Here is a 25,389-nt window from a genome sequence, read left to right on the forward strand (position 1 = left end):
CAGGTCAGCGGAGCTGCGCGGGCCCGGTGGTCATCCGGCCGTCCGTGATCACGATGCCGTGGTGTGTGCCGGGCGTCAGCCAGTCACCGAGGGTGGGACCTTCGGCCGACACGGCCACGCGGGCATATCGGAAATGCCCCCGGAGTCGCGCGGACGCGGTCACGAGGCCGTGGTCGCCGGGTTGCGCGAACCCCAGCGCGCCGGCGACAGGCAGTCGCGGTCCGCGCGGACGAGTGCTCGTGGTGACGCGCCACGCTTCGGACGATGCCTCGAAGTCGCCGTGCACGTCGCCGTCGAACTCGGCAGTCACCTTCGGCAGGCTCCAGTGCACGCGGCCGCCGTGCACGGAGGGTTCCGAATCCACGGCAATGAACGGGACCGCCATGCGCGGCAGGACGCCGATGCGACGTCCGGGCGCGCGGAGCACCGGGCTGGCGAGGATTTCCCGGTAGGGCCCGACGGGCGAGTCGAGGTAGTCGACCATCATCGCGAGGGTCAACGGCACGGTGGCGCCGTCGGGTCCGAGCGCGCGGGCGGCCGCGGTGCTGCGGTGCCACCACAGTGTCGCGCGCACCCCCGCCGGCCACGGGGGCGGCGAGCTCTCGGGCCAGTCGGTGCGCGGGGTGGTCGATTCAGGCACGCTCCACATCGACTGTCTCCCTTCGGGTGGTGACCGTCAGCGGGAGCCGCAGTGCACCCGGCGCGTCGGCGGGGACCACCGGATTCCGGGGCGGCGACGGTTCGATACGTACGTATGGCTTGCCCGGCTCGGGCCGGATGTCGGCCTCGCCCTTGTTGGGCCACAGCGCGAATGCACGCTCGGCCTGGGCGGTGATGGTGAGCGACGGATTGACCCCGAGATTCGCGCTCACCACGGAGCCGTCGGCCACGTGCAGACCGTCGTGTCCGTACGCCCGCAGGTAGGGGTCGACGACGCCGGTATCCGGCGAGTCCCCGATGGTGCAACCCCCGAGGAAATGAGCGGTCATCGGAATGTTCACGACGTCGGCGAACGAACCGCCCGGGTCTCCCCCGATCCGCTCGGCCACCTTGCGGATGGCCGTGTGACCCTGCGGGATCCATTCGGGCGGCGGAGCTCCGGGTCCGGGACGGCTGGTGACCGCGCGACCGAGGCGGCCCCGCCCCTTGGCCAGTTCGAGCGAATTGTCGTCGGTCTGCATGACGAGCGCGATCACGGTGCGCTCCGACCAGTGCCGCACCGACAGGCTGCGCACGAACGCCCCAGGGCGACGCAACGCGACGCCGACCGTTTTCAGCAACCGCGGCGTCCTGCCGCCGCCGTCGCTGAGGACGGTCTGCAACAGGCCGATCGCGTTGCTGCCCTTGCCGTACCGCACCGGTTCGATGTGGGTGTGATCGTCCGGGTGGAACGAGGACGTGATGGCCACGCCCTTCGTGAAGTCTGTTGCGCGGTTCTTCGACGTGGCCGCGAGGACCGCCTCCGAGTTGGTGCGCACCACCGATCCCAGCCTCGGCGACAACCGCGGCAGCGCACCGGATTCCTTCATCGCCAGCAGCAGCCGGGCGGTGCCGTACGTGCCCGCGGCGACCACCACCTGGTCCGCGGTGAAGGTGTGTTCCCGCTTGCGGATCCCGTCGGTGCGGCGGGTCCGCAACGCGTAGCCGCCGCCCGCCCGGGGACGCAACTCCGTCACCGTCGTGAGCGGATGCACCCGGGCACCCGCCTTCTCGGCGAGGTGGAGGTAATTCTTGACGAGCGTGTTCTTCGCGCCCACACGGCAACCCGTCATGCAACTGCCGCACTCGGTGCACCCTGTGCGCTCGGGTCCTACTCCCCCGAAGAACGGATCGGCCACCCGCGATCCCGGTTCGCCGAAGAAGACCCCCACCGGTGTGGACGTGAACGTCTCACCGGCGCCCATCTCCTCGGCCACCTCGCGCATGACGGCGTCGGCGGGGGTGAACGACGGATTGGTCGTCACACCCAGCATCCGTTTCGCCTGCTCGTAGTACGGGGCCAGCTCCGACTGCCAGTCGGTGATGTGCGCCCACTGCTTGTCCTCGAAGAAGCGGCGTGGCGGCTGGTAGAGGGTGTTCGCGTAGTTCAGCGACCCGCCTCCTACCCCTGCCCCGGCCATGACCAGGACGTCGGGGAGGAGGTGGATCCGTTGCACGCCGTAGCAGCCCAGCCACGGTGCCCACAGGTAGCGGCGCAGCCGCCAGCTCGTCTCGGGCAGCTCGTCGTCGGCGAAGCGTCTACCCGCTTCGAGTACGCCGACCCGGTACCCCTTCTCGGTAAGCCTGAGCGCCGCGACGCTGCCGCCGAAACCGGAGCCGACCACGATTACGTCGTAGTGCGTCACGCGACGGTCTCCTTCACGGCGCTGCGTCGTGAAACGTAGTTCTCCTGATCGAAGCGCTGCAGCTGGGAGCGGAACTTCCAGGTGAAGGTCGGCCACTGGACGGAGTTCCGGCCCTCGGAGTCGTAGTACCAGCTCGAGCAGCCACCCTTGTTCCAGACGGTGGACTGCAGTTCGGACTGGATGCGGGTGTTGTACCGGCGCTGCGCCTCCTCGCTGACCTCGAAGGCGGTGATGCCGCTGTGGTGCATCACGTTCAACGCGTCGGCGATGTACGCGGACTGTGATTCGAGCATGTAGACGATGGAGCTGTGCCCGAGGTTGGTGTTGGGACCGTACATCAGGAACAGGTTCGGGAAACCGGCGACGGTGGTCCCCTTGTACGCACTCGGGCTCCCGTCCCAGTGCTCGGCGAGGGTGCGGCCGTTCGCACCGCGCAATGCGTGCGCCACAGGAGGTTCCGTCGGTGTGAAGCCCGTCGCGAAGATGATGGTGTCGACCTTGTGCTCATTGCCCACCGCATCGACGACGCCGTCCGACGTGACCCCGGCGAGTCCCGCGTCGACGAGCGTGACGTCGGGACGGTCGAGGGTCCGCAGCCAGTCGTTCGACAGCAGCATCCGCTTGCAGCCGATCGTGAAGTTCGGTGTGAGCTTCCGGCGCAGTTCGGGATCCCGCACCTGCCGGCGCAGATGCGCCTTGGCCACCATCTCGAACACCGGCAGCAGCCCGGTGGCGTGCGCGAGCACACCGCCCAGCGCTTCGCGGAAGCTGTACACGGACCCGCGGACGGCCTTCTGCACCAACGGCAGTCGCCGGTAGAGGCCCTTCTCGGACCCGGACAGTTCGCGGTCGAGACGTGGGATCACCCAGGCGGGCGTGCGCTGGAACACGGTGAGATGTTCGGCAGCGGGCGCGATCTCCGGCACGAACTGCACCGCGGACGCACCGGTGCCGATGACGGCCACGCGCTCACCGGTGAGGTCGTGGTCGTGGTTCCATGTGGCCGAGTGGAACGTGGTGCCGCCGAACGTCTCCAGTCCCGGCATGTCCGGGACGCTGGGCGTCGACAGCGCACCCGTCGCGGCCACCACGACGTCGGCCGTCAGCGTTCCGCGGCTCGTCCGGACGGTCCAGATGGCCTCGTCGTCGTCCCAGTGCGCTTCCTGCAGTTCACAATCGGTCACCACCCGGGACCCGACACCGGTGTCGGCCGCAACCTTCTTCAGGTAACGGTGAATCTCGGGTTGACGGGCGAACGTGTGGCTCCAGTCCGCGCTCGGCGCGAACGAGTACGAGTACAGCGACGTCGGGACGTCGCACGCACACCCCGGGTAGGTGTTGTCTCGCCACGTGCCGCCGACGTCGTCGCCGCGCTCGATGATCAGGACGTCGGCCTGCGGCTGCGTCTGCAGAATGCGCGCCGCCAGTCCCATGCCGGCGAAACCTGCCCCCACGATCAGGGTGCGTACGTGTTGCGGAAGATTCACGACTTCTCCACCTTCGATTCCCACACGGGCAACAGCCGCGCGCGTAGTGACTGTTCGGTCTCGGGGGTGCGGAACAGTGCCGACACCGCCAGACCGCGAACCAATTCGATACTGAGCTCGATGGTGTCGGCGTCGAACCGATCGCCGAACACCTCCGCCGACCCGCGGCGCAGCGCGTCGTTGACCTTCCGCTCGAGCGGAACCGTCGCCTCGTACAGCGCCGGGTCGGTGCGAGCGGCCACCCACAACTCGAGGGCCGCATAGAACAGCGGTCCGGAGAAGGCGTCGGCGAGCACCTCGACGCCGCGGCCGGCATCCACTTCGGCGGCGAGGATCTCCTCCATCCGCTTGTCCACGAGATGTTCCACGGCTGCCACCACCAGCGACTCCTTGGTCGGGAAATGGTGCAGCTGCGCTCCGCGCGACACCCCCGCCCGCCGGGCGATGCCCTGCGTGGTGGTGCGGGCATACCCGAGCTCGACCAGCGAGTCGACGGCGGCGTCGAGCAGCTTCGTGCGCATCGCCGCAGTCCGCTCGGCCTGCGTGCGGGTCGGTTTGACTACTGCTGTGTCAGGTGTCACACACAGCACTGTAGGCGGAAAAAAGAAAACAGTCCAGACTGCTTGTAAGTTTGCGCTACGCGCCTGTGAGTACTTATCAACCGCCGGACGTTAATAAGTACTCACGGGCCTAGGGCACGAGTCGGTACCGCAGCATCATGTCGTGGTCCTCGTGGTCGAGCATGTGGCAGTGCCACACGTAGCCTTGCAGGGGATGCGACGCCTGCCCCATGGTGCCGTGTCCGCCTTCGGAGTGATCCATCGTGTGCGCCGACATCCCGAACGTGGCGTCCGGGTCGAAGCCGAGTTCGTCGGCGGTCGGGAACCGGACGATGATCCGGGTGATCGAGTTCGCGTCCGCAATCACGGTGTCCTTGAAGCCCGACTCCCACACCTGCGGCGCCAGGATCGGCCCGAGAACGAACGGGTCCGCCGACGGCGTCCACCGCACCCCGACCGCGGGCACCGGGACGGCCTGCATCAGGGCGTTCGTGTCGATCGCCTGCCGCCCGATCACCCGGAACGACACCAGATGCAGGTGGATCGGATGCGGTTCGGGCGTGACGTTCACGATGTTCCACTGCTCCACGGTGCCCTGCCGGGGCATCTCGATGTCGTCGGTCGTGTAGCGGAGGTTGTTCAGCGACATCAGCGGCGACGGCTGACCCAGGCCCTGCGCGAGCTGCATCACCGACACGTTGCGCACCACCGACGGCCGCGCGACGGGCGGGAGGACGGCGAGACCACGGCTTCCGCCCCGCAGTGTCTCCGGCACGCCACCGGTGAACCCGGCGGCGGTGCCCACCCGGAACCGGCAGAACCGCGGCATGATCTGCACCCCGCGCTGCGCGACCTGCGCCGGTATCGGCTCGTCGTTGCGCAGTTCGACCGTCGTGCCGGGCGCGAGGGTTCCGAAATCGACGAGGAGGTCCACCCGCTCGCCCGGTCCGAGTCGGACGTGGTCGGTGGCGACCGGGGCGTCGAGCAACCCGCCCTCGGCGCCGATCACCCAGAACCTCATCCGGTTCTCGAAGAACAGATTCCACACGCTGAACGATGCGGCGTTCACCATCCGCAGGCGGTACAGGCCCCGCGCCACCGACATCTCCGGCCACACCTTGCCGTTCACCACCCCCACGTCACCGGGTGTGGCGGCCTCCCAGCTGCCCTGCGGATTCAGCGGGTTGGAACGGACACTCTGCCGTCCGTCGTCGGTGAAGTTCTTGTCCTGCAACACCAGCGGCAGTTCGAATTCACCCGAGGGCAGACCGAGCGGGTTGCCGCTCGCACCGGTGTCGTACTCGTCGCGCAGCAGGTACATGCCCGCCAGCCCGGCGTAGATGTTGAGCCGGGTGACGCCCATCGCGTGGTCGTGATACCAGAGCGCGCAGGCTTCCTGCCGGTTCGGGAACTCGTGCACCATTCCCTGCCCGGGCCGCATCGTGTCCTCGGGATGTCCGTCGAACTCGGGGGGCGTCCGCCCGCCGTGCAGGTGCAGCGACGTCGGCACCTGGGTGCGGTCCTGCTCGCTCACGCCGTGGATCCTCGTGTCGACGTCGGCGGCGAGGGGGTTGCTCGCGATGTCGTTGCGGTACGTCAGCGAGGTCCGTTCGCCGACGTGGGCTTCGATCGTCGGGCCCAGGTAGTCCATGCCGCCGTAGCCGAGGGCCGGGGACGCAGGCAGGTCGGGGTGGAACACGTGCGTCGTGCTGCTCGCGTGCACCTCGACGGCGCTCCCACCCACCATCGGCAACGGCGGCAACTGTTCCCGGAACGGCTGGAGCGGCGGCGAGGAGAAGACGAACGGCCGCAGCGGATCGATCCCGAACGGGTAGGCGCTCGCCGAGCCCACCCCGACGGCACCGAGCCCGGCCGTCAGCGCCAGTCCACGAACGAAAGACCTACGCGGAATCCGTCCATCCATTCCGAGGAGCCCCCTGCACGGTGAGAACAGCATTGCGAATCGAGTAGCCGACGGTACCGCAACCGTTGCCCCTCTCACCGGGTTTACGGGGCGTCCCTTCGCACGGCGGCCGTCGTCGTGCCAGTCTGACCTCATGACTGGTGCAGCTCCGAAGAACATGGCATGGATCCCCGGGGGCACCTTCTGGATGGGTTCGGAGGACTTCTACCCCGAGGAACGCCCCGTCCACCAGGTGACCGTCGACGGATTCTGGATGGACTCGCACCAGGTCACCGTGGCCGAGTTCCGGCGATTCGTGAAGGACACCGGTCACGTCACGACCGCCGAGATCGCCCCCGACCCCGCGCAGTACCCGGGCGCGGATCCGGCTCTGCTCGTGCCCGGTTCGCTCGTGTTCACCCCGACGGCCCGCCCCGTCCCGCTCGACGACTACACCCGCTGGTGGTCGTTCACGCCGGGTGCGGACTGGCGGCACCCGGAGGGTCCGGGCAGCAATGTCGGCGGACGCGAACGCCATCCCGTCACGCACGTGTCGTGGTTCGACGCCCGCGCCTACGCGGAGTGGACGGGCAAGGACCTCCCGACCGAGGCCGAATGGGAATTCGCGGCCCGCGGCGGGCTGGACCGGCAGCCGTTCGTGTGGGGCGAGGAGCACGAACCGGGCGGCCGGCCCGGCGGAAACGTCTGGCAGGGGCAGTTCCCGTGGGAGAACCTCCTCGCGGACGGCTTCGCGGGAACGTCGCCGGTCGGCCATTTCCGGCCCAACGGTTACGAACTCAGCGACATGGCCGGCAACGTGTGGGAATGGACCACCGATTACTTCACGGCGGATCACTCCGAGGGCGGGAAGAACGTCGCGCCCACCAGTTCCTGCTGCATTCCCACCAACCCGAGAGTCGAGACGGCACGCGTCGAGAACCCGGACGAGCCCTACGCGCGCCGCGTGATCAAGGGCGGCTCGCACCTCTGCGCGCCGAACTACTGCCTCCGCTACCGACCCTCGGCCCGGCAGGGTGACACCGAGGAGACGTCGACGTGCCACATCGGGTTCCGGTGCATCATCCGCCCGTGACGGTCTTTCTCACCTCACGGGGATGAAGACGCGCCGCGTCCGCTGCGGTTGAGTCGGTGATGTGCGGTCCACCAAATTGTCTGTGGCGCTGGCCCGGGAAGCGCTGATCGCGCGGACCGAAACTGCCAACGGCTGGTTGCAGGGCACACCTCCCGGCCGCACGGTTCGACGCGTCATCGACGGGCTGATCGCGATCGAACTCGTCGACCGGTCGATGACGCTCGCCGCCCGGATCTTCACGTCGGTGCTGCCCGTGATGATTGCGGCATCGACGCTGAGCAGTTGGAACGTGACCGCACGCACCATCAAGACCCAGTTCGGCTTCGACCCCACGGAACTGACGACCACGTCCGGCTCCGTCGACACCACCAACCCCTCCTTCGCCGCGTTCGGGGTCGTCGGTCTGCTGATGATCGCGATCAGCGGCACGTCCTTCGCGAGGGCGCTCGCCCGGATCTACGGAAAGATCTGGAACGTCCCGTCGATCACCCTCCGAGACGCCTGGCGGTGGCTCGTCGTCCTGTTCGCCGTCGCGATGTCGGGGACGGCGATCGGCCTGGCCGGCGAGCTCACGAACGTCCGGTTCATCGGGCCACCTCTCGCAGTCGCCGGGGAGTTCGCGGTGTGGATGGCCGTGTGGACTCTCAGCCCGTACCTGTTGACGATGGGCACCCTCAAGGGTCGTGTGCTCTGGGCGACGGGGGCGCTGACCGCCGCCGCGCTCACCGCTCTCCACGTCGGCGGACGCCTCGTCCTGCCCCGGATCACCGCCGCCGCGCAACACCAGTTCGGGTCGCTCGGCCTGGTGTTCACCGCGATCAGCTGGCTGTTCGTCCTGTCCGTCGTGATCGTGGGGTCCGCGGTGATCGTCAAGGCCATCGCGCTCGACGAGGGCTACATCGGGCGGTACCTGCGCGGCCCGGACGCCGTCGTGTCAGAACAACCCGCTGAACCCCTTGCCGAGGACGACGGCGCCCATCACGAGTAGCAGCACGCTCATCACCGCGGCGTTGTTGGCCTGGAGCCAGACCTTGAGGTTGTCGAGGGTCCCGCGCATCTTGTCGGCTGCGACGGCGTAGGCGATCACCGGGACGAGGACGGTCGATCCGGCCAGCACCGTGTACACGATCAGGGCCACCACCTGCTCGCCGCCGTTCACCCCGGCTGTGCCGATCCCGACGCCCGCGGACACGCAGAGCAGAAGGTTCTTGGGATTGATTGCCGCCAGCGCGAATCCGAGACCGGTGGATTTGACGAAGTTCAGGTCGTCGATGGCCTGCATCCATTTCGGCGGCTCCGCGTGGGCATTGCGGCTTCTCCACTGCCGCCCCGCGAGCAGGAGCAGCAGCACACCGAGAACCACCTTCACCCACGACGCGGTCGCCGAGGGACCGTCGGAGTCGGACGTGTCGATACTGCCGGCGAGAAGCATGAAGATGCCCGTCGCGACGAGGATGCCCAGGATCCAGCCGACGCCGAAGCCCGCGCTCGCACCGCCCGCCCGCTTCGACAGCAGCATCAGGATGACGGCGATGATCGGTATCGGCGAGATCGCGACACCCACGGCGAGCGGTAACAGTTCTCCGATGACTGAGCCCATGTCCGAACCGTAGGGTCGGGGCGCCGTCTCCGCCTCGCACGTGTCGGGTGAACCCCAGGTGAGTGGCGAAGCGTGCTCGGGGACGCTTTGCCACTCACATGGGGGACAGCACGCGCGCCGCGAACGCGAGGGACTCCGACATGGAGGCCGTCAGCGATTCGCGGTGGTCCTCCCCGGCAAGTTGCTGGTATTCGACGTTCACCCCGTGCTGCTGCATCTCGGCGAGCTGCGCCCACGTCAACGGAATCGGCACCGACATGTCGGACAGGCTGTGCACCACCCGCAGGGGGCGGTCGAATCCGTCGACGGGTACCTGCTGCATCTCCCGGAACAGCGCCCGGAACTGCTCGTTCCACAGGGGCGCCGCGAACAGGTCCCCGACCGACGTGGGATGGCCGAGCAGGTACCGGCCGAGTTCCCGGCTGCACGTCACCTTCGCCAACTCCATCAATTCGATTCCCTTCGGCGACAGATAGTGCCGAATGTCGACCTCCGGACGCTGGTCGTCGATGCCGGCGAGAGTCAGCAACGCGTAGTTCACGATTCCAGTTGTCGGCAGGGCGGGAATCGCCGGACCCGCGGCCGGAAAGAGCTGTTCGAGGTGTGTCGGCGCGGCCACGGCGACGGCACCGCGGTAGTCGAGGGCCGGTGCCCTGGTGGTGGCCTCGCGGGCGGCGAAGTAGGTCGCGTGCCCGCCCTGCGACAGTCCCGTGACGATCCACCGGTCGCTGAGCACGGCGCCGTAGATGTCGTGTGCGGCCAGGACGATGTCGACGGCGTTGGCGGCGGCGGCGCGACCGTCGAGATAGGCATTGACCCCGGGCGTGCCGATTCCCGCGTAATCTGTTGCTGCGACGGCGTACCCGGCGGCCAGCCACTGCTCGATCGCGGGCAGTTCGACGTAGTTGAACCCGGCGACGGACGGAGCGCACTGGTCGGCGACCCCGATCGTGCCGTGTGCGTAGGACACCACCGGCCAGCCGCCGTCGGGTGGATCACCGCGGGGAAGGAAGATCGATCCGGTCGACTCACCGGTCGCGGTGGCGGTGCGAATCGTGGAGTAGCGGACCCGGACGCTGTCGCCGGCCTGGGTGGGGACTGCCGCGGGTGGAAGTTCTTCCTGCGACAGCAGGATCCTCGGCTGTGCGGACGCCTCGCCTGCACCGGTGAGCAGCAACAGGACCGCGGCCACCGCAGCCCCGACGACTCTCATCGGCCCAGTATCCACCCGCAACCGGCACGTGAGTGGCAAAGCGTGCGGGAGCACACTTTGCCACTCACGTGGGGAGGAGGTCAGACCAGCAGTTCGGCGATCTGAATGGTGTTGAGGGCGGCACCCTTACGCAGGTTGTCGCCGGACACGAACAGTGCCAGACCGCGACCCTCGGGGACACCCGGATCCTGACGGATGCGCCCGACCAGCGACGGGTCGCTGCCCGCGGCCTGGAGCGGGGTGGGGACGTCCACCAGCTGCACACCGGGAGCCTTCGACAGAAGCTCCTGCGCGCGCTCCACCGACAGCGGGCGCTCGAACTCGGCGTTGATCGACAGCGAGTGACCCGTGATCACGGGGACGCGGACGCACGTGCCCGACACCAGAAGGTCGGGCAGGCCGAGGATCTTGCGGCTCTCGTTGCGGAGCTTCTGGTCCTCGTCCGTCTCACCGCTGCCGTCGTCGACGATCGAGCCGGCCAGCGGCAGGACGTTGAACGCGATGGGTGCGACGTACTTGTTCGGGGCCGGGAAGTCGACGGCGCTGCCGTCGTGCACCAGCTTCTCCGCGTCGTCGATCACGGCGCGGGCCTGGCCCACCAATTCCTCGACACCGGCGATGCCACTGCCCGACACGGCCTGGTAGCTCGACACGATGAGGCGCTGCAGACCGGCCTCGTCGTGCAGAACCTTCAGCACCGGCATCGCGGCCATCGTGGTGCAGTTGGGGTTGGCGATGATGCCCTTCGGCGGGTTCTTCGCCTGCTCCGGGTTGACCTCGCTGACGACCAGCGGGACGTCGGGGTCCTTGCGGAACGCCGACGAGTTGTCGACGACCGTGGCGCCTGCCGCCGCGAACCGCGGGGCCTGCTCACGAGAGAGCGTCGCACCGGCCGAGAACAGGGCGATGTCGATGCCCTTCAGGTCCTCGTCGGACGTCGCGGACGCGTCCTCGACGACGATCTCCTCGCCCCGGAACGGCAGCTTCTTGCCCGCCGACCGCGCGGAGGCGAAGAACCGCACCTTGTCCGCGGGGAAGTTCCGTTCCTCGAGGAGGGTGCGCATGACGATGCCGACCTGCCCGGTCGCACCGACGACAGCGATGGTGGTCATATCTACCGTCCCGTTCCTGCGTGCACGACGGCTTCTTCGTCGCCGCCGAGCTCGAATGCGTCGTGGATCGCCTTCACGGCCTTGTCCAGCTCCACGTCCTTGACGAGCACCGAGATGCGGATCTCGGACGTGGAGATGAGGTCGATGTTGACTCCGGCCTTCGCGAGGGCCTCACAGAACGTCGCGGTGACGCCCGGGTGGCTCTTCATGCCCGCGCCGACCAGCGACACCTTGCCGATGTGGTCGTCGAACAGCACCTGCGTGAAGCCGATCTCGCCCTGCAGCTTGGTGAGCTTCTCGACGGCGCGCGGGCCGTCGGCGGTGGGCAGGGTGAACGTGATGTCGGTCTTGCCGGTCTCGACCTTCGAGATGTTCTGCAGCACCATGTCGATGTTGATCTCCGCCTCGGCCACCGCGCGGAAGACCTGCGCGGCGTAGCCCGGGGTGTCGGGCAGGCCGACGACGGTGATCTTGGACTCGCCGCGATCGTGCGCGACTCCGGTGATGATTGCCTCTTCCACGGGGATGTCCTCCATCGATCCGGACACGATGGTGCCCGGCTTGGTCGTGTATGACGAACGGACGTGCACGGGCACGTTGTATCGGCGGGCGTACTCGACGCAGCGGAGCATCAGCACCTTCGCGCCGCACGCCGCGAGCTCGAGCATCTCCTCGAACGACACCGTCTCGAGACGCTGCGCGTCCGGAACGATGCGCGGGTCGGCGGTGAAGATGCCGTCGACGTCGGTGTAGATCTCGCAGACGTCGGCCTCGAGGGCCGCTGCGAGGGCCACCGCGGTGGTGTCCGAACCGCCGCGCCCGAGGGTCGTCACGTCCTTGCTGTCCTGGCTGACGCCCTGGAATCCGGCGACGAGGACGATCGAGCCCTCGTCGAGCGCATCCCGGACGCGGCCCGGTGTGACGTCGATGATCTTGGCGTTGCCGTGAGCACCGGTGGTGATGACGCCCGCCTGCGAGCCCGTGAACGAACGGGCCTCCGCACCGAGCGAATGAATTGCCATTGCGACGAGAGAATTGGAAATGCGCTCACCGGAGGTCAGCAGCATGTCCATTTCGCGGGCGGGTGGGGCTGGGCACACCTGCTGAGCCAGATCGAGCAGCTCATCAGTGGTGTCCCCCATCGCTGAAACCACGACGACGACATCGTTGCCGGCCTTCTTGGTCTCGACGATCCGTTCAGCCACTCGTCGGATTCTCTCGGCGGTTGCCACCGAGGATCCGCCGTACTTCTGGACGACGAGAGCCACGCGTTTCTACCTCCAGGTCGATGAATCTGTACTGGTCCAGCTGTCGAGCTTACCGGCGGAGTCCAATCTGATCCCGGGTGAGTCCGTTCGGACGCCTATCCGAACGCCGTGTTCGCGGCGTCCGCGACCCTCGCCACCGCCGCGCAGTTCGGGCCGTGAACAGTGACGACTGCACCCGCGTGACCGAGCCTGCGGGTGAACTCGTCGACGCCCGCTGCGGGCCGTGTGATGTCGATCGGCTCACCCGTCGGGCTCGTCCACCGGCAACGGTCGCCGACCCTCTCCGGCTCGGCGGGAACGGATGGTCGGTTTTCCTTCACCGGCGACATCGTGAACGACACGGTCACCTCACTCCCGGGCACCCGGTTCGGGTTCGGAAACAGGACGCAGTCGAACGGGGTGGGCGGCGACTCCGGATCGACGACGCGTCCGCCCGCCGTGGTCCCCAGCACGTCGAGTACTTCGCACGGGTCGTGGACCGCGAGCGCCACCTGGTGCGCGGACGTGCCGTCCCGAGCGGGCAGGCCCGACCGCATCCTGTCGATCGCCGACTCCAGCACCGCGTCGGCGAGCGGGCAGGCGTCCTGGCCGGCGACGGTTCCGGCGCGGACGGTCGCCAGCGCGTCCCGTCCCACCTGTTCCTCGCCGGTTCCGACGTTCAGCCGGAAGACGCGCTCGCACGTCCCGCGCGCCAGGTCGGCGCCCGCACCGCGATAAACGGTCACCCCGTCGACCGTGTCCGGCCGGGTCAGCGCCGCATCGGACAGCATCGACGGCAGCAGGGACAACTCCACGTAGGTCGTCGCGCCTTCGGGCCGGGCCGTGAGCGCCGAGCACACCGACAGCTGCACGGCGGACCCGTACTGCTGAATCGTCCCGGCGGCGCGCACCACCGACTCGTCGAGCAGGCCGCACGGATCGGCGGCGCGCAGCGCGTCCTCGACGTGGACGTGCCGTTGCTGCTCCGGCGTCAGTTCCTGCAGCGGGGAGGCCCCCGCAGTCCCCGACACGCTGTGCGCGCACCCGGACGTGATCACGGCGCACAGGAGCGCCGCGGCAACTTTCTTCACTCGATCCCCCCTCGAATCGGCCCGAACACTACCGCCGACTCGGGATCATCGGAGAGAGGAACGGGCGCCGTGAACAGAGCAGCCGAGTTCCCCCGGTCCGGATCGGATTCGCGACCCCACCTCCTGCGGGCCATCGACTCACTGACCGCTTCGTCCCCCGCGAACCGGCAGTCCGCGTTGAAACGACGCAGCGCCTGCGTCCGCGCCCATTGCGGACTCCCGCCGACGTGCGGATCACACGAGGGCGAGCAGTCCCCGTAGCGCGAACAAGGTGCCGAAGCCGAAGAACACCGCGACCCCGAGCGCCCGGTTGTGCCGGACCATCCAGGTCTTGGCGGCGCTCAGCCCCTTCTGGGCGCGGTCACCCAGAACGGTGTAGATCCCGATCGGGACGGCGAAGTCGAGCATCGATGCGACGAGCAGCAGAGCGGTCCCGACCAGCGCACCCCCGATCCCGACGTGTGAACTGGAGATGATGGTCATCCCGGACAGCATGATGAAGATGTTGGGGTTGATCGTGCCGAGGGCGAGTCCGGCCACGAAGGCGGTGCGCGGTGTGGCGGATTCGAGGGCCGTCATCCATTTCGGTGTCGCGCCCGCCGGCTTCGGTTTCTGCGCAAGCATGACGACGCCGACGACGAGGAACAGCACACCGACGATCAGTCCCACCCAGTTGCTCACCGTCTTGGATGTTGCCGACGGATCACCGGCGCCGCCGAGGAGCGCCGCGACAGCGATCTGGGAATAGACGAGCAGGAACGCCGAACCGAAGGCGAGGGCGTTCCGCACCGCGTTCGCCGACTCGAGCAGCAACACACATCCGACTACGGCGGCGGGTGTGATGACCAGACCGATCATCTCGGGAACGAGCAGCCAGATCAGCTCACTCACCTGCGCCCCCTGATCACCTGGTCCTCACGAAGGGCGGGATCTCGAACGTTCCGTCGAACACCTCCGCCTTCGGGCTGTACATCCGTAGCAGGGGCCGGAACCCGGCTGCCGGTGTCGGCAGCCAGTTGGCGCGGGCCGCCGGATCGGCCGGCGCGACGGTGCTGAGCGTGATGGTCAGCGAACCGTCGTCCGCGAATATCAGTCCCGGCGTGCGGTCACCGATCGAATAGCGGTCGATGGGATTGTCGACGAGGAAGAACTCCGGGAGGTCGTACATGGTGATCGACCAGAACGCGTCGACCGGCGGGGTCGGCGCGAACGTGAGCGTGTAGTCGTGTTCGCCGGACAGTTCGTTGCCTTCGCTGTCGTGGTAGATCGGCGCGTACGCGGCCTCGTAACCGTGGTTTCCCCACAGTCCCGCCATCGCGGCACCGGCCCGCAGTCCCAGCGCCTTCGAGCGGTCCTCGATCCGCCACTCGGGTGAGTCGAGCGTGCCGACCTCGAAGAAGTCGTCGTTGTAGTCGAAGGCGTGGTACATCAACTGCCAGCCGTTGACCACCGCTCCGCCCGCCCCGGATTTCAGTGCGGTGACGAGCGATTGGTGCCCTGCCTCGGCGCCGGCCGTGAGCACCGACGCGAGGTCCGGCGGCGCTTCGAGGTACGGCGACGGCCCGGTCTCGAGCAGCCCGAGCGGGGCGAACGCCTGCTGCGCGACGAGATCCTGCGCGGCGGGCGGGTACGCCTGCGAGTACACCCTCAGCTTCTCCCAGAACCGAAGTTCTTCGGGGACGTTCGGGTCGGGTGCCGGCAACCCCTGCGCCGGTTCCTGGTCTCCGACGGGTTCCAGCGTGAGGGCCGACTGCAGTTCCTTCACCCGCTCCAGGTCTGCCTCGCCGTCGCAGGCCCAGCGGCCGATGATGGTGCCCACCGCGGTGGGGAACGCGATCCGCGTCGCACCGTCTGGGACCTCACCGGACCACTCGGGGCCGGTCAGCAGGAAACGGCCGGCCGCCGTTCCCGTCGCGCGTTTGCCGACGTACGCGAAATTATTCGTCCACGCATCGACGAATTGCAGCACGTAGTACGCCCCGCCGCTGTCGGGCACTCGCAGCAACTGCGGTCCGTGCGCGAGGTCGATCTGGGCGATCGAGTAGATGGTGTCGTTGTTCACCGAGACGAAGGTGTCCCGCGGCCCGGCGAGCGTGCGCGCGTGACCGAACGTGTTGAAGGGTGCGGCATCGAGGCTCCCCATCCCCTCCGCCACGAAGCGGTTCACCTGGTCGAGGTCGAACACCAGCGGGAAACCGTACACCCACGCCTTGGCGGCGAGTTCCTGCAGTTCTGCACTCACGACTGGCTCCTGTCCCGCGGTCTCCGATCCATGCGACCACGGCGGGACGGGTCACGGCTTCACCCGGAAAGTGTGAGCCGGAACGGAGTTGCCGGCCCTAGCGTCGGCGGGGAGACCGTGCTGTCCATGGAAAGGGCGAACACCATGCCTGAGGAGCTTCCCGGATCGATCCTCCCGCTCCCCGATCAGCAGTATCAGGGGCCGCTGTACTTCGACGCCAAACACGCCACCGAGAAGCTGCCTCCCATCACCGCCAAGCGCCCTCCCGCCGGCGCCCCGAACGTGCTGCTGATCCTTCTCGACGACGTCGGATTCGGGGCGTCGAGCGCGTTCGGAGGTCCGGTCGGCACCCCGACCGCCGAGCGGCTCGCGGCGGGTGGTCTGAAATACACCCGTTTCCACACCACGTCGCTGTGCTCGCCGACGCGTGCGGCCATGCTCACCGGCCGTAATCATCACGCGGTCGGGATGGGCCACATCACCGAAACCGCCACCCCCGCACCCGGCTATCGGTCGACGCGGCCTAACTCGTGCACACCGCTTGCCGAGATCCTGCGGCAGAGCGGTTACAACACCGCACAATTCGGAAAGTGCCACGAGGTTCCGGTCTGGGAATCGGGGCCCACGGGCCCGTTCGATCACTGGCCCGCGTTCAGCGGGTTCGAACGCTTCTACGGATTCATCGGCGGCGAGACCAACCAGTGGCAGCCTGCGCTCGTCGACGGGGTGACCGCCGTCCTCCCGCCCGACGACCCCGACTACCACCTGATGCCCGACCTGGCCGACAAGGCCATCGACTACATCAAACAGCAGAAGGCGCTGACACCCGACAAGCCGTTCTTCACGTACTTCGCGCCGGGTGCCACGCACACCCCGCACCACGTGCCGAAGGAATGGATCGCCAAGTACAAGGGCAGGTTCGACCAGGGGTGGGACGCCGTCCGCGACGAAACGTTCCGGAAGCAACTGCAACTCGGCGTCATCGGACCCGACTCCGATCTCACCGCACGCCCCGACGGCATCATGGCGTGGGACGACATCCCGGAGGAGCGCAAACCGATCCTCCGGCACCAGATGGAGGTGTACGCGGCGTTCCTCGAGTACGCGGACTTCCACGTCGGCCGCGTCGTCGACGCCGTCGAGGAGATCGGCGAACTGGACAACACGCTGATCCTCTACATCATCGGCGACAACGGTGCCTCGGCCGAGGGCGGGCTCGAGGGCACGTACATGATCACCACCGCCTCCAACGGCGGCGGCGAGTACGAGACCGTCGAGTTCTGGAACGAGCACCTCGACAAGATCGGCGGCCCCGAGGCGTACAACCATTACGCGGTCGGGTGGGCGCACGCCATGTGCACCCCGTACCAGTGGACGAAACAGGTGGCCTCCCACTACGGCGGAACCCGCAACGGGACGATCATGCACTGGCCCGGCGGCATCCAGGCCAAGGGCGAGACCCGTCACCAGTGGCATCACGTCATCGACGTCGCGCCGACCATCCTCGAATTGGCGGGACTGGCGCAACCGCACACGGTCAACGGCGTCACTCAGGTGCCGATGCACGGCACGTCCTTCGCATACACGTTCAACGATGCGGACGCAGGCGAACGTCACCGGACGCAGTACTTCGAGCTCATGGGCAATCGCGGTGTCTACCACGACGGGTGGACCGCCGTCACCAAACACCGCACACCGTGGGACGTCGTCGCGAAGGCCCCGGACTTCTCCCTGGACGTGTGGGAGTTGTACGACACCACCACGGACTGGACGCAGGCCCACGACATCGCGAAGGACAACCCCGAGAAGCTCGCCGAACTGCAGCAGCTGTTCCTGATCGAGGCGGTGCGGCACAACGTGCTCCCGCTCGACGACCGGGCCGCCGAACGGATGAACCCGGAGATCGCGGGACGGCCGACCCTCGTCCGGGGCGACAAGCTCCGGCTGTTCGAGGGCATGACCCGGCTCGGCGAGAACGTCGCGATCAACATCAAGAACCGCAGCTACTCGGTCACCGCGCAGATCCAGGTTCCGGAATCGGGCGCCGAAGGGGTGATCGTCACCCAGGGCGGACGCACCGGCGGCTGGGCCCTGTTCACCGTCGGCGGCACACTCGGCTACCACTACAACTACTGCGGTCTACGGAGAACGACGGTGCTGGCGCCGACCGCACTCACGGCGGGCGAGCATCAGGTTCGCGTCGAGTTCGCGTACGACGGCGGCGGTATCGGCAAGGGCGGCACCGCCACCCTGTACATCGACGGCGACGAGGCCGGCAGCGAGCACGTCGAACGGACCCATCCGCTGTACTTCTCGTTCGACGAGGGACTCGACGTCGGCGTGGACACCGGAATGCCCGTCTACGAGGGGTACACCACGCCGCGGGGCAAGTTCAACGGCAAGATCGACTGGGCCGACATCGAACTGGGCGACGACGACCACAACCACCTGATCGACCCCGAGGACGCCCTCGCCGCGGCCTTGCGCCACCAGTAGGCGGCTCCGCCGCCCGTGAGTGGTCAGCGAGTCCAGAGACTCGTCAACCACTCACGGGTGCGCAGCGCCTACGGCGTCGTCGACGGTGGGGAAGAACCGGCCCCTGCCGTCGAATTCGCGCCCCAGGTCCGTGCGGAGCACCGTGTCGCGGTTGGCGCGGGGCAACTCGGCGAAGTACACGGTGACCCCCGCGTCCGACAGTTCCCGCTCGAGGTCGAGGAAGCTGCGCATCACGGTCAGCGACACCTTCTGCAGGCGCGAGCAGTCGAGAATCAGCGTGTGGGGCACGGTCGACGTGTCGTGGCCCTCGACCACCCCCAGGCGGGTGCGGATCGCCACCGTGTTCGCCCGCACGTTCGCGGTGTAGAGACCGACGTTCAGCCGGAGTACGAGAGGATCGGCGGGGACGGTCGGCGCGTCTTCCTCCCCCGCGCGCCACTGGCCGTGTCCGTCCTTCTGCAATTGCACGACGTGCGGCCGGTTCAGCTCGCGCAGTACCAGATACAACGTGAACAGCACCCCGACCGCGACGGCGGGCAGCAGTCCGGCGACCAGACCGATGAGTGCGGTCGCGAGCGCCACCCAGAATTCTGTCCTGTCGATGCGCCAGAACCGTGCGAACGACCCGAAATCGAGCAGTCCGAGCGTCGCGACGACCACCATTGCGCCGAGCGTGGCCTGCGGCAGGTCGCTGAGCACCGGGGCGAGGAACAGCGCGACGAGCACCGCCAGCACCGCCGTGACGAGCCCACTCAGCTGGGTCCTCGCCCCTGCCCGCAACGCGACCGCGGTCTGCGAGAATCCGCCCGCCGGCGGCAGGGTGTGGAAGAAGGCGCCCGCCACGGACGCCGCGCCGTTGGCGAGCAGTTCGCGGTCGCTGTCGATCGGCGGTTCCGTCTGCCGCCGCACTCCACGCCCGACGGACACCGTCTCCAGGAACGCCATGATCGCGATCGCCAGTGCTCCGGGCACCAGCGCACCGATGTCGGCGAGCGGTGGGATACCGGGTAGCGGAATGCCACGCGGCACCTCGGCGATCAACGCGACCCCGCGGCCGTCGATGCCCGCAAGCGCGACGAGCAGTATCCCCGCGACCGCAACGACCAGCGGCCCTGGGACCCGCGGTATGAATTTCGCCATCGCGTACAGCGCCGCTATCGATCCGGCGGCCAGCAGCACGGTGGCGGCGTTCGCGTCGCCGACCTGCCGGAGCGCCGACCACATGACGCGGAAGAATCCGGTGGCGTCCGGATCGGACGGTACGCCGAGCAATTTCGGCAGCTGGCTCGCGGCCACCGTCAGCCCCACCCCGGCCTTGATCCCGGACAGTGTTGCCTCGCTGATGTTCTCGATGATCGCACCGAGCCGCAGCAGCCTCGCCAGCAGCAGGATCACGCCCACCAACAGCGTCAGCGTCATCAGCGACGTCTGGGCGTCGTCGGAACCGGCGGCGATTCCCGCTCCGATCAGGGTGGACGCGGTGAGGGTCGCGATGGTCGAGGTGGTGCTCACACTGGCGGTGCGGGATCCACCGAGCATCGCGTAGACCACCATCGGCACCATGCAGGTGTACAGGCCGATCTGGACGGGCATGTTCGCGATGGTGGCGTACGCCATCGCCTGCGGAATCACGACCGCGCCGGCGCTGAGGCCCGCGACCACGTCGGCGCGGAGCCATTTCATCCGGTACCCGACGAGGGTCGGCGCGAGAACGGTCACGGTGACTCACACCGAAACGTCGGCCCTGTCATGAATCCTCGCTACGTCGATCCGGTTCCCCGAGGGCCTCTCGCACGGTCGGATACAGGCCGACGGGGGTCGCGTCCGAGCCCGAGCGTCGTATCGTGTCCCGGAACTGCCCGATGTCCCGTGCCACACGTAGCTCGATTCCCCGGCGCGCAAGCACATCCCGCAACTGCACGAGCATCTGCGCGGCACTGACGTCGACGAACGGCGACGTCTCGGCGTCGAGGACCACCACTCGCGTGTCGTCGGCGCACAGGGCCTCGATGCGGTCCTTGACGTGGTCGGCGTTGGCAAAGAACAGTCCCGACTCGACGCGCACCACGACCACGTGCGGTGTGGTCGGCAGATCGGGATGGCGCTCGGCGTCCACCCACAGCGACCCCTCCTTCGCGAGCGCCGCGACGTGGGGACGCGACGCCCGGTAGAGCAGCAGCAGCATGGACACGCCGATGCCGATGACGAGCCCGGGCAGAGTGTCGAACAGGAGCACGCCCACCATCGCGGCGAGGGCGGCCGCGAAATCGGCACGCGCGGCGTATCCGTAGATACTGCCGAGCCTTTCGGTCCACACCCCGTAGAGCCGGCGGAGCGCGGAGATGTCGACGAGTTCGATGACGGCGGCGATGACCACCGCTGCAAGCGTCGCCTCGGGGAGTTTCTCGAACAGTCCGGTGAGGAACAGCAGGGTCACCACGGTGAGAACCGCGACGACGAGTCCGCTGACCTGTGATTTGGCGCCCGCCCCGCCGTTGACCGCTGTCTTGGAGAGGCTGCCGTTCACCACCATTCCCGAGCACAGCCCGGAGCCGAGATTGGCAGCGCCGAGGCCGAGGAGTTCCCGGTTGGCGTCCACCTCGTAGCCTTCCTTCGCGGCGTACGTCTTCGCGGCACCGAGCCCTTCCGCGAACCCGATGAGCAGCACGCCCACTGCGGGCCCGAGAAGGTCGATGAAATCGTCGAACCCGACACCGCCCGGCAGTCCCACCGACGGCAGCCCGGAATCGATGTGACCGACGATGTCGACACCTCTTCCGTCCAAACCGAACACGGCGACCGCGGCGATACCGAGAAGGACGGCCAGCAGCGAGCCCGGCACGAGCGGCAGCCACCGTTTGAATCCGAGAACCACGACGAGACTGAGCACACCGACGACGAGCGTGCCCCAGTCGATGTCACCCAGGTGGGTGATGACGCCCCACGCCTGTTCGAAGAAGTTTCCGTGCTCCTTCTCCACGCCGAACAAGGCAGGCACCTGCCCGATGATGATGGTCAGGGCCAGCCCGACGATGAAACCCTTCAGCACCGGCTCCGAGATGAACGACGCGATGAAGCCCAGTCGGAGAAGACCCGCGAGCAGCCCGACGATGCCGGTCGCGATCGCCAGCACCGCTGTCAGGGCGGCATACTTGCCGCCGTCCGCCCCGGCGAGCGGCGCGACGATGGCAGCCGACAGGGCGGCCGTCGCCGACATCGGCCCGACCACCAGATGCCGGGAACTGCCCGCCGCCGCGTAGAGGACCAGTGCCGGAATCGCCGCGTACAGACCGACGACCGGGGGAACTCCCGCGATGGTCGCGTAGGCCAGGGCCTCCGGGACCAGCACGGCCCACACGGTCAGGCCCGCGATGACGTCGGGCCTGACCCATCCTTTCCGATATTCCTGCAGCGAGCCGAATACCGGCCAGGTGCCGGTCGCAGAACTCACCACGTCGTGATCGTCCTAGTCCCTGGCGGTGTCCCAGGTGGTGACCGCCCAGATCACGACGACGTCGAGCGCGATGATCAGGATCGACCACAGCGGGTAGTAGGGCAGCCAGAGGAAGTTCGCGAGGATCGACAGCGCAGCGATGCAGACGGCCACGACACGGGCCCAGGTGGCGCCCGTCATGAGGCCGATCGCGCTGATGACCAGGACGACGCCGAGAACGATGTGGATCCATCCCCACGCGGTGGTGTCGAACTGGTAGGTGTACTCGACGCCGATGACCAGCAGATTGTCGGAGGCGACTGCGGCGATGCCCTGGAAGAACGAGATCACGCCGACGGTCAGCAGCAATATCGCCGCTGCCAGCGACGTTCCCGCGGCAAAACCCTGTTTGACAGGGCTGTTGGTCCTGGACTCCGGATTTGTCGTCATGTCCATGCCCTTCTCGAAAGGATGTGCTCGAACAGTGGAATCGTGCGGCCTCGCGGCGGTGTCGGCATCATCCGCGCCGGGTGATCCTCATCTGCAACGGATGATGTGTCGTCGTCCGCCGGGTGCAACAGTCGATTCGGGGCATCCCGGTTGGCCGATTGTTGCGAAGGGACACGCGATGACCGATCCGCAGGACATTTCCGGCGCGGCGTCGGAAACTCGGTGGTCGATGCCGCGCGGCCTGATCGTGATTCTCGGCCTGGCCGCGCTCGTCGTCACCGTGGCGGGGATTCAGGTGGCCGCGTCGATAGTCGGCCCGATCTTCCTCGCGCTCATGCTGACCGTCGCGGTCCACCCGCTGCCCGAATGGCTGCACCGGAAGGGTGTCCCGGGGTGGATCGCCACGATCGCGGCGATCCTGGTCGTCAACGGCATCATTCTCGTTCTCGTGCTGTCGCTGGCCCTGTCGGTCGCCCAGCTCGCCACGCTCCTACCCGAGTACGCGGACGACTTCACCGCCCTCATCGACAGCGCCCAGAGTTTCCTGAACAGCAACGGCGTGAACTCCACGGACGCCCAGACCCTCCTCTCCCAGGTGGATTACAGCAAGGTGTTCGGACTCGTGGAGGGGATCCTGCAGGCAATGCTGGGTGTCTTCTCGAATCTGCTGTTCGTCCTCGCCCTCCTGCTGTTCATGGCCGTCGACGGAAGCTCCTACGGGTCACGGATGCGGATCGTCACGCAGATGCGCCCCGAAATCGCCACCGCTCTCAGCGCCTTTTCGGTCGGCACCCGCAAGTACCTGATCGTGTCCACGGTCTTCGGGCTGATCGTCGCCGTCATCGACACCGGGGCACTGTGGGCGCTGGGGATTCCGCTGCCGGTGCTGTGGGGACTGCTGTCGTTCATCACCAACTACATCCCGAACGTCGGCTTCATCCTGGGGCTCGTTCCGCCGGCCCTGCTCGCGCTCCTCCAGGGCGGTCCGGGACTGATGCTGACGGTCATCGTCGTGTACAGCGTCATCAACGTCATCATCCAGTCCGTGATCCAGCCGAAGTTCGTCGGAGACGCGGTGGGCCTGTCCGTGACGTTCACGTTCCTGTCGCTGGTGTTCTGGACGTGGATCCTCGGACCCCTCGGCGCGATCCTGGCCATCCCGCTGACGTTGATGGCGAAGGCCCTGCTGATCGACATCGACCCGTCCACGCGGTGGGTGAACACGATCCTCAGCAGCGCCCCCACTCCCCCTGCACCGGTCCCTGCCCCCGCCCCACCGCGACACGAGAAGGAAGAATCATGACACCCGATTTCTCGGACACCACCGATTTCGAGGACGCCGACCGCGGTTTCGTCGACCGCCTCGACCCCTGCACGGTCACGGGTGAGGACGGTCGCGTGGTGTGGGACATGCAGGAGTATTCGTTCCTGAACGGCGACTGCCCGGACACCGCCCACCCGAGCCTCTGGCGTCAGTCGCAACTGTGCGCGAAGGACGGCCTGTACGAGGTCACCGAGGGCATCTACCAGCTACGGGGTATCGACCTGTCCAACATGACGATCGTCGAGGGCGAGACGGGTGTCCTGGTGATCGACCCGCTGATCTCACAGGAAACCGCGGCCGCCGCGCTCGCGCTGTACCGGAAGAACCGCGGCGATCGGCCCGTCACCGGAGTGATCTACACGCATTCCCACATCGATCACTTCGGCGGCGTCGTCGGCGTCCTCCCGGACGGTCGCGGCGACGTCCCGATCCTCGCCCCCGAAGGGTTCCTCGAGCACGCGGTCTCCGAGAACGTCTATGCCGGAACGGCAATGGGCCGGCGCGCCACCTACATGTACGGGCCGCTGCTCCCCAAGGGCCCGCGCGGGCACCTCGGCGCCGGGCTCGGTACGAACACCTCGGCGGGTCGGCCCGGTCTGATCCCACCGACCGTCGACATCACCCACACCGGCCAGGAGGAGACCGTCGACGGCATCCGGATCGTCTTCCAGGTGACGCCGGGAACGGAGGCGCCCGCCGAGATGAACTTCCTGTTCCCGGACCATCGGGCACTGTGCATGGCGGAGAACGCCACCCACAATCTGCACAATCTCCTCACGCTGCGAGGCGCGCTGGTCCGGGATCCCCGCGCCTGGTCGCGGTATCTCGATCAGGCGATCGAGATGTTCGACGGCGGCTACGACGTCGCGTTCGCCTCCCACCACTGGCCGACGTGGGGTCGCGACCGGGTGGTGAAATTCCTGTCGCAGCAACGCGACCTGTACCAGTACCTGCACGACCAGACCCTGCGGATGCTCAACACGGGGATGACGGGAATCGAGATCGCCGAGGACTTCCCGCTGCCGCCGGCCCTCGAATCCGCCTGGCACGCACGCGGTTACTACGGCTCGGTCAGTCACAACGTGAAGGCGATCTATCAGCGGTACATGGGCTGGTTCGACGGCAACCCGACGTCGCTGTGGCAGCACCCACCCGAGAACGCGGCCACACGCTACGTCGAGTGCATGGGCGGCCAGAGCGAGGTCCGGTCGAAGGCGACGCAGTACCTCGAGCAGGGCGATCTGCGGTTCGCCGCCGAACTGCTCAAGCACGCCGTCTTCGCCGACCCTTCCGACGGTGCGGCCAAGGACCTGCTGGCCCGCACCTACGAGCAACTCGGGTTCGGCTCGGAGAACGCGACGTGGCGCAACTTCTACCTCACGGGTGCACTCGAACTGCGCGGCGGCATCGTCGCCCCTCCGCTCAGCGACCTCGGCGCCGACATGCTGAGCGCCCTGACGATCGAGCAGATCTTCGACTCCATCGCCCTCCGCATCAACGGTCCACGAGCCTGGGACAAGACCCTCGTCGCGGAGTGGCACTTCACCGAACCCGAAGCGCACTACCGGACGACGCTGTCCAACGGTGCACTCATCCAGACACTGTCGCCGAGGACCCCGACGCAACCGGACGTCTCGCTGACACTGACGAAGATGCAGTTACTCGGACTGTTCGCCGGCAAGGGGCTGGAGGGCATCGAGGTGACGGGCGACCCGTCGAAGCTCCTGGTCCTCACGGAACTCCTCGACGCACCCGACAGCGCATTCCCGATCGTCACGCCGTAGGCGCTCCGC

The 25,389-nt window shown here is 67.7% G+C and carries 20 protein-coding genes; 5 read left to right on the plus strand and 15 right to left on the minus strand.

Features of this window, described 5'->3' with window-relative positions:
- Positions 1-4: 4 nt before the first annotated feature.
- From DTA22_RS31870 to DTA22_RS31890, 5 genes are all read right to left on the minus strand, one after another.
- Positions 5-649: an acetoacetate decarboxylase family protein gene (locus DTA22_RS31870; protein WP_112302080.1), complete on the minus strand. Its 645-nt coding sequence runs from the start codon at positions 647-649 to the stop codon at positions 5-7.
- Entirely contained in the window at positions 633-2,345 is a 1,713-nt protein-coding gene (locus DTA22_RS31875) for an FAD-dependent oxidoreductase (protein WP_112302081.1), read from the minus strand. The genes DTA22_RS31870 and DTA22_RS31875 overlap by 17 nt, the downstream gene beginning before the upstream one ends.
- Positions 2,342-3,832 carry a flavin-containing monooxygenase gene (locus DTA22_RS31880; protein ID WP_112302082.1) on the minus strand — a complete coding sequence of 497 codons (1,491 nt, stop codon included), beginning with the start codon at positions 3,830-3,832 and terminating at the stop codon, positions 2,342-2,344. The genes DTA22_RS31875 and DTA22_RS31880 overlap by 4 nt, the downstream gene beginning before the upstream one ends.
- The gene (locus DTA22_RS31885) at positions 3,829-4,422 is read right to left on the minus strand and encodes a TetR/AcrR family transcriptional regulator (RefSeq protein ID WP_112302083.1); all 594 of its coding nucleotides are present in this window, start codon (positions 4,420-4,422) and stop codon (positions 3,829-3,831) included. The genes DTA22_RS31880 and DTA22_RS31885 overlap by 4 nt, the downstream gene beginning before the upstream one ends.
- 100 nt (positions 4,423-4,522) lie before the next feature.
- Positions 4,523-6,349: a multicopper oxidase family protein gene (locus DTA22_RS31890; protein ID WP_112302084.1), complete on the minus strand. Its 1,827-nt coding sequence runs from the start codon at positions 6,347-6,349 to the stop codon at positions 4,523-4,525.
- Positions 6,350-6,449: 100 nt separating this feature from the next.
- Between DTA22_RS31890 and DTA22_RS31895 the strand changes: the two genes are divergently transcribed.
- The gene (locus tag DTA22_RS31895) at positions 6,450-7,388 is read left to right on the plus strand and encodes a formylglycine-generating enzyme family protein (RefSeq protein ID WP_112302085.1); all 939 of its coding nucleotides are present in this window, start codon (positions 6,450-6,452) and stop codon (positions 7,386-7,388) included.
- A 61-nt stretch (positions 7,389-7,449) separates the two neighbouring features.
- On the plus strand, positions 7,450-8,376 hold the full coding sequence (locus DTA22_RS31900; RefSeq protein ID WP_037228985.1) for a hypothetical protein: 927 nt from the start codon (positions 7,450-7,452) through the stop codon (positions 8,374-8,376).
- On the opposite strand, the gene DTA22_RS31905 is transcribed toward DTA22_RS31900, so the two are convergent.
- The 7 genes from DTA22_RS31905 to DTA22_RS31935 form a co-directional block, all read right to left on the minus strand.
- The gene (locus DTA22_RS31905; protein ID WP_037228988.1) at positions 8,323-8,988 is read right to left on the minus strand and encodes a GAP family protein; all 666 of its coding nucleotides are present in this window, start codon (positions 8,986-8,988) and stop codon (positions 8,323-8,325) included. The two genes, DTA22_RS31900 and DTA22_RS31905, sit on opposite strands and share 54 nt — an antisense overlap.
- Before the next feature lie 94 nt (positions 8,989-9,082).
- Positions 9,083-10,201: an alpha/beta hydrolase family protein gene (locus tag DTA22_RS31910; RefSeq protein ID WP_112302086.1), complete on the minus strand. Its 1,119-nt coding sequence runs from the start codon at positions 10,199-10,201 to the stop codon at positions 9,083-9,085.
- An 80-nt stretch (positions 10,202-10,281) separates the two neighbouring features.
- Complete coding sequence (locus DTA22_RS31915) at positions 10,282-11,313, minus strand: aspartate-semialdehyde dehydrogenase (protein WP_011596739.1); 1,032 nt, start codon at positions 11,311-11,313, stop codon at positions 10,282-10,284.
- 2 nt (positions 11,314-11,315) lie between these two features.
- Complete coding sequence (locus DTA22_RS31920; protein WP_005248517.1) at positions 11,316-12,581, minus strand: aspartate kinase; 1,266 nt, start codon at positions 12,579-12,581, stop codon at positions 11,316-11,318.
- 95 nt (positions 12,582-12,676) lie between these two features.
- Entirely contained in the window at positions 12,677-13,651 is a 975-nt protein-coding gene (locus DTA22_RS31925) for a DUF3558 domain-containing protein (protein WP_112302087.1), read from the minus strand.
- Positions 13,652-13,885: 234 nt separating this feature from the next.
- The gene (locus tag DTA22_RS31930) at positions 13,886-14,542 is read right to left on the minus strand and encodes a GAP family protein (protein WP_112302088.1); all 657 of its coding nucleotides are present in this window, start codon (positions 14,540-14,542) and stop codon (positions 13,886-13,888) included.
- Between the two features lie 13 nt (positions 14,543-14,555).
- Positions 14,556-15,893: a DUF1254 domain-containing protein gene (locus DTA22_RS31935; RefSeq protein WP_112302089.1), complete on the minus strand. Its 1,338-nt coding sequence runs from the start codon at positions 15,891-15,893 to the stop codon at positions 14,556-14,558.
- A gap of 144 nt (positions 15,894-16,037) precedes the next feature.
- On the opposite strand from DTA22_RS31935, the gene DTA22_RS31940 reads away from it, so the two are divergent.
- Positions 16,038-18,389 (plus strand): arylsulfatase, encoded by a 2,352-nt coding sequence (locus tag DTA22_RS31940; protein ID WP_037229000.1) that lies wholly within the window; start codon positions 16,038-16,040, stop codon positions 18,387-18,389.
- Positions 18,390-18,440: 51 nt separating this feature from the next.
- On the opposite strand, the gene DTA22_RS31945 is transcribed toward DTA22_RS31940, so the two are convergent.
- Genes DTA22_RS31945 through DTA22_RS31955 form a run of 3 tightly spaced genes read right to left on the minus strand, consistent with a single transcriptional unit; the run spans position 18,441 to position 22,278 of the window.
- A complete protein-coding gene (locus DTA22_RS31945; protein ID WP_112302090.1) occupies positions 18,441-20,108 on the minus strand; it encodes a SulP family inorganic anion transporter in 1,668 nt (555 codons plus the stop codon).
- A gap of 28 nt (positions 20,109-20,136) precedes the next feature.
- A complete protein-coding gene (locus DTA22_RS31950) occupies positions 20,137-21,843 on the minus strand; it encodes a SulP family inorganic anion transporter (protein ID WP_112302091.1) in 1,707 nt (568 codons plus the stop codon).
- 12 nt (positions 21,844-21,855) lie between these two features.
- Complete coding sequence (locus tag DTA22_RS31955) at positions 21,856-22,278, minus strand: DUF7144 family membrane protein (RefSeq protein WP_081792272.1); 423 nt, start codon at positions 22,276-22,278, stop codon at positions 21,856-21,858.
- Positions 22,279-22,450: 172 nt separating this feature from the next.
- Here DTA22_RS31955 and DTA22_RS31960 point away from each other — a divergent pair, with 172 nt between their 5' ends.
- Both DTA22_RS31960 and DTA22_RS31965 read left to right on the plus strand, forming a co-directional pair.
- Positions 22,451-23,575 carry an AI-2E family transporter gene (locus DTA22_RS31960; RefSeq protein WP_037229008.1) on the plus strand — a complete coding sequence of 375 codons (1,125 nt, stop codon included), beginning with the start codon at positions 22,451-22,453 and terminating at the stop codon, positions 23,573-23,575.
- A complete protein-coding gene (locus DTA22_RS31965) occupies positions 23,572-25,380 on the plus strand; it encodes an alkyl/aryl-sulfatase (RefSeq protein ID WP_112302092.1) in 1,809 nt (602 codons plus the stop codon). Before DTA22_RS31960 ends, DTA22_RS31965 begins: the two co-directional genes overlap by 4 nt.
- The last annotated feature ends 9 nt before the right edge of the window (positions 25,381-25,389 follow it).

It is taken from the genome of Rhodococcus wratislaviensis (assembly GCF_900455735.1).
Taxonomy (GTDB): Bacteria; Actinomycetota; Actinomycetes; order Mycobacteriales; family Mycobacteriaceae; genus Rhodococcus_F; species Rhodococcus_F wratislaviensis.